General features: G+C 58.8%; 9 protein-coding genes and 2 pseudogenes. 4 read left to right on the forward strand and 7 right to left on the reverse strand.

The genetic code is table 11. From position 1 onward, the window contains the following. Positions 1-27: 27 nt before the first annotated feature. The 3 genes from QRN60_RS22625 to QRN60_RS22635 form a co-directional block, all read right to left on the reverse strand. A complete protein-coding gene (locus tag QRN60_RS22625) occupies positions 28-1,779 on the reverse strand; it encodes a cytochrome c biogenesis protein DipZ (RefSeq protein ID WP_112295811.1) in 1,752 nt (583 codons plus the stop codon). A gap of 180 nt (positions 1,780-1,959) precedes the next feature. Next, entirely contained in the window at positions 1,960-2,469 is a 510-nt protein-coding gene (locus QRN60_RS22630; RefSeq protein WP_060726455.1) for a cytochrome P460 family protein, read from the reverse strand. Between the two features lie 129 nt (positions 2,470-2,598). After that, positions 2,599-3,036 (reverse strand): hypothetical protein, encoded by a 438-nt coding sequence (locus QRN60_RS22635; protein WP_060726454.1) that lies wholly within the window; start codon positions 3,034-3,036, stop codon positions 2,599-2,601. Between the two features lie 347 nt (positions 3,037-3,383). Here QRN60_RS22635 and QRN60_RS22640 point away from each other — a divergent pair, with 347 nt between their 5' ends. Continuing rightward, positions 3,384-4,472 (forward strand): hypothetical protein, encoded by a 1,089-nt coding sequence (locus QRN60_RS22640; protein ID WP_129567382.1) that lies wholly within the window; start codon positions 3,384-3,386, stop codon positions 4,470-4,472. Between the two features lie 100 nt (positions 4,473-4,572). On the opposite strand, the gene QRN60_RS22645 is transcribed toward QRN60_RS22640, so the two are convergent. Further along, the gene (locus QRN60_RS22645) at positions 4,573-5,781 is read right to left on the reverse strand and encodes an MFS transporter (protein ID WP_129567383.1); all 1,209 of its coding nucleotides are present in this window, start codon (positions 5,779-5,781) and stop codon (positions 4,573-4,575) included. A gap of 179 nt (positions 5,782-5,960) precedes the next feature. Between QRN60_RS22645 and QRN60_RS22650 the strand changes: the two are divergent. Then, a pseudogene (locus QRN60_RS22650) lies at positions 5,961-6,525 on the forward strand (DUF1612 domain-containing protein); the annotation flags it as partial. 214 nt (positions 6,526-6,739) lie between these two features. Here the strand turns inward: QRN60_RS22650 and QRN60_RS26555 are convergent. Continuing rightward, entirely contained in the window at positions 6,740-7,102 is a 363-nt protein-coding gene (locus tag QRN60_RS26555; RefSeq protein ID WP_350225283.1) for a DUF6538 domain-containing protein, read from the reverse strand. 286 nt (positions 7,103-7,388) lie between these two features. Here QRN60_RS26555 and QRN60_RS22655 point away from each other — a divergent pair, with 286 nt between their 5' ends. Both QRN60_RS22655 and QRN60_RS22660 read left to right on the forward strand, forming a co-directional pair. After that, positions 7,389-8,060, forward strand: a complete 672-nt coding sequence (locus QRN60_RS22655) for a hypothetical protein (RefSeq protein ID WP_129567384.1) — start codon at positions 7,389-7,391, stop codon at positions 8,058-8,060. Then, a complete protein-coding gene (locus QRN60_RS22660) occupies positions 8,057-9,139 on the forward strand; it encodes an endonuclease domain-containing protein (RefSeq protein WP_129567385.1) in 1,083 nt (360 codons plus the stop codon). The genes QRN60_RS22655 and QRN60_RS22660 overlap by 4 nt, the downstream gene beginning before the upstream one ends. Here QRN60_RS22660 and QRN60_RS22665 read toward each other — a convergent pair. Both QRN60_RS22665 and QRN60_RS26560 read right to left on the reverse strand, forming a co-directional pair. Further along, complete coding sequence (locus tag QRN60_RS22665; RefSeq protein WP_129567386.1) at positions 9,109-10,167, reverse strand: O-methyltransferase; 1,059 nt, start codon at positions 10,165-10,167, stop codon at positions 9,109-9,111. The two genes, QRN60_RS22660 and QRN60_RS22665, sit on opposite strands and share 31 nt — an antisense overlap. Before the next feature lie 3 nt (positions 10,168-10,170). Continuing rightward, a pseudogene (locus tag QRN60_RS26560) lies at positions 10,171-10,344 on the reverse strand (DUF6538 domain-containing protein); the annotation flags it as partial. Between the last annotated feature and the right edge of the window lie 122 nt (positions 10,345-10,466).

Below are 10,466 nucleotides of genomic sequence, written 5' to 3' on the forward strand. Positions count from 1 at the left end.
TTGATGGGAACGGGAGGAAAATCCGGGTCAGCCGAAAGTGAAGGCATAGGCCTGCACGCCGGGGTCGAGGAAGCGGATGGCAAAGGTTCTCGCTTCGACGGCGCCGGACTGGCGGACGAGCTGGTAAAGACGGGTTGAGGTGACGACGCCATTGCCCTCGGCATCCGTGTCGGCGCCATGATCCGCACCCGGCGGATGCCCGTCGATGGTGACCTGGAAACGAACCGGTTTTCCGGCTGCATCCGGCCCAAGGACCAGATGCAGGTCACGGGCGCTGAAGCGATAGGTGATGCCGCCATCAGCCGCATCAAGTGTTGCCGCCTCCGCGCCAACCGTCCAGGCGCCGGAAAGTCCCCATTCGTTGAGGGAAGGCGTCTTGACGGAGTAGTCGCGCGGCGTGTCTGCACGCATCGCCTCGTTGGATGCGAAGCTGCGAGCCTGCCGGTAGCCTATATAGGTTTCGCCCGAGCGCATGTGCCCGATATCCGCACCGGCTTCGGCTCCTTTCGCCTCCGGGCTCACCGGCGCGCTGGCGGAGGCGCTGCTGCCGGCCTCGCGCAGCAGGTCCTGGATCGCCTCTTCGGTCTGCCGGTAATTGCCCTCGCCGAAATGGTGGTAACGGATCTGGCCCCTGGCATCGATCAGGTAATGCGCCGGCCAATAGCTGTTATCAAAGGCGCGCCAGATCCTGTAGTCATTGTCGATTGCCACCGGGTAATCGATCTTGAAGCCGGCGACGGCCTGTCTGACATTGTCGATCTTCTTTTCAAAGGCGAATTCGGGGGCGTGAACGCCGATGACGACGAGGCCCTGATCCCGGTATTTGTCCGCCCAGGCACGCACATAGGGAATGGTGCGGATGCAGTTGATGCAGGAATAGGTCCAGAAGTCGATGAGCACCACCTTGCCACGCAATTGCTCCCGCGTGAGCGGCGGGGAGTTGAGCCACTGGACGGCGCCATCGAGGGATGGGGCCTTGCCCTCAACCGGCAGCTCCGACCGGGCCGCGGCTGCGCTGCCGCCTGCCGCCGTTGCCGCTTCAGGCGCTTTGGCGGTGTGGAGCCGATCGAGCACCTGTTGTTCGAAGGATGCCGTGCTCGCATAGGAAATCTGCGACAGGAAACCCGTATCCAGCCCGAGCGCGATGACCGCGACGCCGGCAAGCACCGCCGCGCCAAGCACCTGCCGAATCCGCTCGCTGAAACCCAGAGACCGCTTCATGGCTGCAAATACCCTGCCGCCGACGAGGATGGCGACGGCAAGGGAGGTCGCAGCCCCGGCGGCATAGGCGGCAAGCAGCAGGCTGGTTTCCAGATTGGCCCCCTTCAGGGCCGCACCCGTCAGCACGAGCCCGAGGATCGGTCCGGCGCAGGGCGCCCATAAAAGGCCGGTGGCGATGCCGAGCATCAGGGAGCCCGCAACCGTCGGCATTGCCCCGGGCTTGCCGGCGGCATTGGCGAGCCGGTTGCCGAGTTCGACGACCGGACGGGTGATGATGCTGGCCGCACGGGGCGAGACCAGCCCGACGCCGAAGACCGCAAGCAGCGCAAGAGCCGCGAGCCGGCCATATTCATTGGCGCTGATTGCCCAGCTGCCGCCCACCGCGGCCAGCGTCGCGGCGGCGCAAAAGGTTGCCGCCATTCCCGTAAGCAGGGGCAGCGTGCTGCGCAGGAACGGTTGCCCGGCCCGCGCAAAAACGAAGGGAAGGATGGGCAGGATACAGGGGCTGAGAATTGTCAGCGCCCCTCCGAGATAGGCAATGACCAGAAACGTCATCATCTTGTCCTTTCAGGCAGGAATTCGCGACTCCGGGCGGCGAAGGCGACCCGGTGATGGCGCCAATTTCCCGGCCTCACGTATCCCTGATGTGTCGGGGCTTCGGTGAATTTGTAATCGAGTGTAGAGGCCGCCGTTCGGCGAACAGTCGTGAAAGCGAAATCGCCCGAGCCCCGGCATCGGTTACGGTGCATATCGCGTGAAGACGAAATCATGGTCCTTGACGTTGCCCTCGTGGCAGGAGAGGCACGTCTCATGCTGGGCGGCATCCACCGGCTTGCCGTTGACAAACCGCCCGAAGCCCCAGCCGTGGCTGGCGGCATATTTCCTGGAGTCTTTCACCATCACCTGCACTGTGGTCGCCGCGCCCGGAATCGTGGCCGGCGGAAACTCCGTGGATTGCTGCCGCTTATAAGCGAGCTTCACCAGTATCGAGCCGTCGGGAAAGGGCAGGGTTCCGCTCTTGTAGGCGTCGACGGCGACATCGTTTGCCAGAACAGCGCGAAGCTCGTCCAGCGGCGGCGCTTCCTGCGCGGGCGCGATGAACTTCCAGTCACGATATCCTTCAGGAAGCGTGACACCATAGATGGGAGAAGCAAGTTCCGGCGGCGTGTCCGCTGAGTTCGAATAAACGGTTCCAAAACCTGCTGCCGCACCCGATAGGGCGACGGCGAAGAAAATCTGCCTCTTCATGGGATATCCTGCCTGATCCGAAATAGATCAGGCAATGATCTGCCCTGCAGGTATCCGGCATGTTTCCTGAAACCCGCATTTATGTATCAGATCGTAGCAGTGCGCAGTGCCCCCGGAGGCATGTCACGCTTAAAGGTCGGCGAGCACGCTCACGTCATCGTCTTTTGGAGCCTCCATCGCGAACTTTATCGCTTTCTGGATCTCGTCCTCTATTGCCTTCCTCTCGTCGGGTGGCATGGCGGCAAGGTCGCCTTCGGACAATCCCCGCGCCTCCAGGTATTGGGCCCGGATTTTCTCGCCAAGGCTCATATTTGCCCAGCGGCTAAGCTCGTCCTCATCCGAGCCTGTGCCGCCGCCCTCAAGCGGCGTCTCTTCTATTCCGCCCTCTTGCTCCCGGAGCGACCAGAGTGCGTTGGCAAGATTGGAGGAGAGCGAAGGCGCGGCGCCCCCTCCGATCAACGATGCCGACCGTTCGGGTGTGGTATTCGGCACGGCTTGGGGAACGTCCTGTGGCCGCGGGCGTATGTAAAGCGAGGCGGTGGAGCCAATTCGATCGATTGCAGACATGGTATATCTCCTTCGGTCGCAATCTGGTTCGGGTGGCTTGTGTCTGGCTGGTCATGCTGCTTGCCTGCGTTCGGCGACGTCTCTTTGGCGACCACGAGCACATTTCTTTCGTCACCTCGCCGGCGGAATTGCGCAAAATCATTCCGAAGCAACGAGAAGTCGTGAAACTTTTTGGAGCGCGGCGAGTTTGGTGAAGGAGCAATCAGCTCGCATGTCTCACTGCATATAATCGCCGCTACGCGGAGGATTGATCGTCCATTCGGAGGAGATCGCATGAATTCCATCATCTATCTAGTCGGCCTCGTCGTCGTCGTCCTGTTCATCCTCTCATTGTTGGGGCTACGCTGATGGTTGATCCAACGGGTATCGAAACGAATCCAAACCGCAGCTATGTGGATTGGCCAGCGATTTTCGCCGGTGCCGTCATTTCCTCGGGCGCCATGGCTATTCTCACCGCATTTGCGGGCGGCCTGGGCCTGAGTTCAATCTCGGCGGACAATGGTGGCGAGGTCAGCACAGTTTGGCTCATCATAACCGCGCTCTTCGTCATCATTTCCATGGTCGGCTCCTACATGCTGGGTGGCTATATTTCCGGCCGCATGCGTCGGCCTGCCGGCGCTGCCGATAGGAACGAACTGACCGTCCGCGATGGTGTGAATGGCCTGGTGGTATGGGGTCTCGGCACGGTCGTCTCGGCGTTTTTAGCGCTCGGCGTGCTGTCCGGTGGTGCCAAGGCTGTCGGCAGCGTGGCGCAGACCGCTGTTGAGGCAACGGGTTCCGCAGTCGGCGGCGCCGTTCAGGGTGCTGGCCAACTGGCGGGTGGCATTATTTCCGGAGCTGGCAGTGCGGCCGGTGGTCTGGCGCAAGGCGCCGGTCAGGCTGCAGCGCCCAGCATCGAGCAGATGCTTCCGCAGGGCCTGAAAGCCAATCCAATCGACTATTTCACGGATAGTCTTTTGAGAACCGATGCGCCCGCCGCCCCTCTGACGGGTGACCAGAGCGCCGGCGATTATCAGCGCCAGATCAGCGGCATCCTCGGCAATCTGCTTGCAACCGGTGAGATATCCGATGCCGATAAAACATGGCTTGCCAACCAGGTCGCTGCCCGCACAAACATCAGCCAGACGGATGCGCAAACGCGCGTAAACCAGACGGTTGAACGCGTGCAGGCCGTCAGGGCGGAAGCGCAGAAGAAGGTCGATGAAGCGCAGAAGCAGGTAGAGACCGTGAAAGCTGAGGCGCAGAAGGCGTTGGACGATGCCAAGGCCAAAGCTGCGGATGCCGCAGAAAAAGCGCGCGTCGCAGGCATTCTGACCGCGTTCCTTCTGGCCGCTTCCGCGCTCGTTTCTGCCGCCGCTGCTTATATCGGCGCAGTGCACGGTGGCCGACACAGAGACGAAGGCCGTATCTGGGGTGGTCTTTCCTACCGCAAGTAATCAGAGCGACGGCAAGAAAAATCGGCTTTTCACAAATGTCCTGCCCGGACTAAATTCCGGGCGGGACTTTCGTTTTAGGTATCTGCCGTCACGGACAGGGTCAATCGCGACGCTGCAGCAAGGCAAGTGCGACCGTGGATGCCGCCAGGATCGCGGTCAGCGCCAGCGGCGCAGTGGCACCGTAGGAATCCACGATATAGCCGCCGACAACCGCCCCGATACTGATAGCCACCTGGAAAGAAACAACCATCAGGCTGCCTGCCGCCTCCAGCGCATCGGGTGCGCCGCGGGAAAGGTTGGTCGGCAGCACCACGGGCGCCATGCCAAAGGCAAGACCCCAAAGAGCGACGAGCCCGAATGCGGCAGCGCTATGAACACCCCATAGGACGAGGGCAATCGTCGCAAATGCCATCAGGGCGGCGGTAACGATGAGCGCGAGGCGGATGCTGGTGTCTGCCATGCGGCCTCCCAGCACGTTACCGATCACGGAAGCGACGCCAAAGCCGAGGAGGGCGAGAGCAATCGGCGTGGTCTCAAGCAGCGTCACCTGTTCGAGGAAGGGACGCACATAGACCGAACCGGCAAAATGCCCCGTCATCAGCAACAGGATGGCCAGCATCCCCAGCTGAACGCTGCGCCGCCGCGTCAGCCGGAAAACATCGGAAAGACTGTTGCTTGTATTTGCCGGCAGCGAGGGCAGGCTGAATATCTGCAGCAGCATAGCAATGACGGCAAGCCCCGCCGTCATCGACATGGCAATGCGCCATCCCACCCAGTCGCTGATCAAGGCGCCCATGGAGGGAGCCGCAATGGTGGCGAGCGAAACGCCAAGGGTGACGATAGCCATGCCGCGCCCGGTCGAATTCGCGCCGACCAACCGCGCCACGACAGCAACCGAAAGTGCCCAGAAACCGCTGAGCGCAATACCCAGTCCGGCCCGGCCCACCAGCAAAAGCCAGAAATCGGCAGCAACTGACGCGAGAATGTTGGAGCCAATCGCCAGCGCGCTAAGACCGACAAGCACGGTCTTGCGGTTCAGTTTGCCGATGAGAACATTGCTGAGCAAAGCCGTTACAGCGCCCACGGAAGCGGTCGCCGTGACGACCTGTCCCGCCGTGCCCTCTGTAATGCCAAGATCGCGCGCCATGGGCGTCAACAATCCCGCTGGCAGAAACTCGGCCGACACCAATGCAAAGCTGGTGGCTGCCATCGAAAGAACCGCAAACCAGGTTGCGGCGGTCCATGCGGGTTCCTCTGCGGCCTCCAGGCCAATCGTTGACCCATCAAATTCTGATGTCGTGTCCGTCATGGTGTCTCTCCTTGAGTTGGGAGAGTTTTAACCGAATAATTTCGGATGATCTGTATCTAAAAATCCGAATTTCATAACTATTCCTCCGAAATTTGTGCGTTGCACAATGTCCAGCGGCGGATGTGCCAGCTTTTGAGCTGAGACCAGGAAAAGTTTCAGCGAGAATTACCTGCTTTTAGGGCCTGCGGACGCTCCGGCGGACATCGGAGACTGCCTCTCCCGTCACGGGCGAGGCTGAGGCTGCGATCACCCGGCGCGTCGCCACGATAGATTAGGAAGGCGAGGGTGGAGAATGGTGATGACGCAAAAGATCTGCCCGGCGTCGACTATGCCGCCATCGATGCGATCCTAGCGCGCTCTGAAGCCACGATCGAACGAGCCAAACAGCCCAGCGGTGCTCCGAGCGATCCGCTGGTCTATGATCTCGACTGGGGCGAGGACGAGCGGCTGGACGAATGGCGCGGCGTGCTGGGCCAGGCGGAAAACCTTCCGGCGATGCTGCAGGCCATCGTTGCCCTCGGTGCGTGGAACGAGCTTTCCGTTCTTCAGCACGCTCCTTGGCTTAGCCGGCTGTATTGTGCTTCCATCCTGCGTCAGGCCGGAATCACCACCGGAGCCCATCTGGCGGCCATCAGTCTCGGCCTCATAACGATTCCCGTCGGTCGGCGCCGGCATCGCGATCGAGAAACCCGAATGCTCGCCGTCGCCCACGTATTTTTGGCGGCCGCCGAGATCGGCATGAAAGCTGCTACGGGCTGCACGGAAGTAGCGGCAACGGTTTCCTGCCCCAACACAGCCTACATACGGCGATCGACATATTCGCGTAGTTGATCCTGGAGCGCAGCCGCCGTCCTTCAAAGACGGTCGCCACTTCGAACGTCGAAGTATTCTGAATGGTCCAGTGCTGCGTTCGCTTCCTGACTGAGATTGTCGCCATAAAAGATGCCGTCATCCGCGCTCATGTTGAGGAGCGTGTTCGGCAAGGATTAATGGTATGCCCGGAGGCCTCCGGTGACATGTCTTCCACGATCTTGAGGCGTTGCTTCGAGGCGCTCGTGTCAAGCCACCTGCGCACCGCGACCCGGATGTGGTCATCCGTCAAAGGAAATTCGTCGTCGTCTTCTTCCAGCATCCGGAATAGTTTTTCCGTGGCAATGAACAGGTTCGCCGCTCGCGCTCGGGCTGGTCTTCGCACGGTGGTCTTTAAGGACCGGTATATCTCGGTCAGGCCAAGGCGAGTTCGAAGAGAAGTGGGCACGCGCCACCGGAAGAAGAAGGAATCGGCTTCGCGCCGGAGGAAGTTTGACGCCGCCAAAGGCACCTTGTGGGGTGCAGCGTGGGGGTATTCCCAGCGCTGGCGACATGAGGATAAGGTATTGAATTGTAACAAGTAAAGAGGCTGGGGAACCTGGAGCAGGACGGAGGCTCTTGATTCCCTAGCAATTTAAATGAATTGCTCGATGTCGCGTCAGCAATGTGAGGGCTATCTGTGGGGGTGTCAATATTGTTGACATAACGATCGCCATATTTCGAAAAACCGAACGATGGAGTAAAAAACTTTGCGGAGCTCCATGGAAATGACCTAGGAGAATGGAGGCGAGCGTCTCATGCTGAGAGCGGTTCAAAGACACGTCGGCGAAGCGATATTCGTGGCCATTGCCTTAGCCCTAATTGCCGCCACCGCGTGGGCATCCGTGATCAACGTCCGCTCTTCCGGCTTGGACGCGAACTCCGCAGCATGGGCACAGGCTTCTGGTTCCATACTGGCAATTGCCGCCGCGGCATGGATCGCCCGAGGCGATGTCCGTCGTGCAAGGCGTTGGCGGCGCGATCAGGCGGAGGAAGCTGCCTGGCATGCGCGCTTTGTTGTCGTCCAGGCACAGTACGATGCCCATATCACTGCCTTCGAACTGACAAACCCAGAAGAGTTGATCGACGGCCGTAGCCTTCGGTCTTGGCGTCAGAGAGCTTCGAGTTCCTCGTTGGCATTGCAGACGATGCTGACGAAGGTCGACCATATACACCCCTCTGTCGTTACCACCCTCTGCAACGCCAAGATGCTGATTGACGAAATGGAAGCGGATCTGATCAAGTTGGCCAACGTGATGATGCGTTTTGAGGCCCCGGACAAGGAGCTGGTATCGGATGTCGTGAGCTACCATCAACTTTTGCAGGATCTGATCGTGCAGTATGACAGCAGAGCGAAAAGCATCGTAGATGCTCTCGACCAAGGAAGAGATATGCTCCCCGTGAAGGAGTTCGCGAGCGCGAAAAAATGATCAAGGACCGACCCGCAGCGCTAGAAAATCGTCCCGGGTATCGTAAGCTGCCGACGAAACCATTCTCACTTTCCTGGGACTGCCTGCCGGAACTCGTAAATGCCAGCCTTATGCCTCTGGGCGGCGTCCAGCCGATCACGAGAAAGATGGCCGAACTAGCGGGCGGACTGATGTATGACGACCCGTCTGAGGCAGAGGTCAAGCACTTCCGGTCGATTGAAGCGAAGTTCCAACCGATCCTCCTAGTCATGAGTCTCGCTACAATTTCGGACACTGAAGATGCGCTCGAAGGCGTACCATATGCGATTTCTGCAATCCCTATGTCCAAACGTGGAATTGTGACGACGGTTGATATCGATTCCGTGAAAGCGCACCGGGGCGGTGCGGCATTCGTGGAAGCCGACTGGTGCTATAGTGGCTTCGATCCCTTTGTCGGAGAGTGGTCCGCTTTTTCGAGAGCCGAGACGATTCTCGAAATGAAGGGCGGCAAGGGCTACGTCGACGAACTGGGAGTGGCCGTTGGAATGTACTACCTCAGAACCGAATACGATCGAAACGACGTATCGGAGGTAGACCGGTTCCTTCCGGACGAGACATCACGCAAACGCTTCCTCCGCAACCGGATCAAGACCATCTACCAGCCTTTCAAGCGTGTAGAAGCTCGCAGAATATGGGGCGTGCAGACTCCGATCGAGCTATTCCTGTATCAGGAGCTCCTCTTCCGCGGCCTCAAGCCGCAACTTCAGCAGCTAGTCTTTCCCGACGGACGAACCTACCCGTCACTGTACGATTCCTATGCAGATGTCGAAACCAGGCACGAACTGCAGCTTCTTACCGAAATCGACCTCTATTTCCCAGATCAGCGGTTGGCCGTATTTTGTGACGGCCGCCACCATGGGAAGGGAAAGCAGGTAGAGCGAGATGCCAAAATCGACAGGCAGCTTGCCGAGTTCGGTATTTCTACCGTTCGCGTCTCTGGGAAATCGATCATTGACGATCTTACCGTCGCCGCCGACGCGGTCTGTAAAAGCTTAGATCAACTTAGTGGTCAAACGTCCGCCGACAACAAGGTCGGATAGAATCTATAGTAATCTTTATAACTTTTGAGAAAATCCTTAATGCTTACGTCCGCAGTGGAAAAAAATCTTAATTTTTTTCCGATCCTGCCTGGCCTCCCTCCGACTTCCCTTTCTAGGAAAAGACGTTCTCGAAGCGTGAGCGCGGGCACAACGAGGTGGTGAATAGTCGACCAGTCTTTTGATGCGAACGGCCATTGCTTAAGATCGAGAGCTGAGGTCAACGCTTGTTCTTCGGTTTTTTTTATCACTGCTCCAGTCATCGTGAGCATTTGAAGACCGTCTGCATACCGTGTAACGGAAAGCGGCTTGAAAGTGTTGGCACTCGTCGGCTGGAATGCCTTGTGCACAGCACTGCCAAATGATCTCGAAAGCAAAAGGGTCAACCCTGGTGGGGTCATGTCGGCCGCTGACGCATCGGACGGAAGGTAGTCCCCAATCTTCGACTGCAGCTTCTGAAACGTCTTCTGCTGTTTTTCAGTTTTTTTGGGTTGGGGTTGGCCCTTTGGAACGGGATCCGCGTATTCGGAGAAGTGAGCATTGACTGTAACCCGGACGATGTCGCCTACTCTCAGCTTATCTATAAGATCTTGAAACTCTCGGATTTGGTGTTGGATTTCGTTTGGATCGGTGTAGTCGAGCCAAACGATCACCCCGGCTGCATCGTCAATTTTGTTCTCTTGTCCGAAGACGGTTTCCATTCGACGATCAACATATTCGCGTAGTTGATCCTGAAGCGCTGCCGCCGTCCTGCGGAGACGGTCGCCACTTCGAACGTCGAAATATTCTGAATGCTCCAGAGCGGCGTTCGCTTCCTGACCGAGGTTGTCACAGTAAGAGACGCCTTCATCGGCGCTCATCCTCAGGAGCGTATTCGGTAGGGATTCATGATTCACTCTGAGCTCGCCGGGCGACATCTCGTCGATTATCTTGAGGCGTTGCTTCCAGGGTGGCCCGTCTAGCCATCTGCGCACGGCAACCCGGATGTCGTCGTCAGTCAAAGGGAATTCGTCTTCTTCTTCTTCCAGCATCCGGAATAGCTTCTCCGTGGCAATGAACAGGTGCGCGGCCCGCGCTCTGGCTGTTCTTCGCACGCTGGTCTTTAAGGACCGGTATATCTCGGTCTGTCCGAGGCGAGCCGAGAGAGGGGCGGGGACACGCCGCCGGAAGAAGAAAGAATCGGCTTCGCGCCGGAGGACGTTCGACATCGCCAATGGCGCCTGGTGGGGGTGCAGCGTGGGGGTATTCCCAACACTGTCGACATGAAGCTACGTTGTTGAATTGTAATAAGGAAAGTGGCTGGGGAACCTGGATGAGCAGGACCTACGTC

This window comes from Agrobacterium sp. CFBP2214 (assembly GCF_030209895.1).
In the GTDB taxonomy this organism is placed as follows: domain Bacteria; phylum Pseudomonadota; class Alphaproteobacteria; order Rhizobiales; family Rhizobiaceae; genus Agrobacterium; species Agrobacterium radiobacter.

Bases quoted from the DNA above. Each gene is read 5' to 3' on its own strand.
- QRN60_RS22660 (WP_129567385.1), top strand. From the start codon at position 8,057: ATGATCAAGGACCGACCCGCAGCGCTAGAAAATCGTCCCGGGTATCGT.
- QRN60_RS22655 (WP_129567384.1), top strand. From the start codon at position 7,389: ATGCTGAGAGCGGTTCAAAGACACGTCGGCGAAGCGATATTCGTGGCC.
- QRN60_RS22630 (WP_060726455.1), bottom strand. From the start codon at position 2,469: ATGAAGAGGCAGATTTTCTTCGCCGTCGCCCTATCGGGTGCGGCAGCA.
- QRN60_RS22625 (WP_112295811.1), bottom strand. From the start codon at position 1,779: ATGATGACGTTTCTGGTCATTGCCTATCTCGGAGGGGCGCTGACAATT.
- QRN60_RS22665 (WP_129567386.1), bottom strand. From the start codon at position 10,167: ATGCTGGAAGAAGAAGAAGACGAATTCCCTTTGACTGACGACGACATC.
- QRN60_RS22635 (WP_060726454.1), bottom strand. From the start codon at position 3,036: ATGTCTGCAATCGATCGAATTGGCTCCACCGCCTCGCTTTACATACGC.
- QRN60_RS22640 (WP_129567382.1), top strand. From the start codon at position 3,384: ATGGTTGATCCAACGGGTATCGAAACGAATCCAAACCGCAGCTATGTG.
- QRN60_RS22645 (WP_129567383.1), bottom strand. From the start codon at position 5,781: ATGACGGACACGACATCAGAATTTGATGGGTCAACGATTGGCCTGGAG.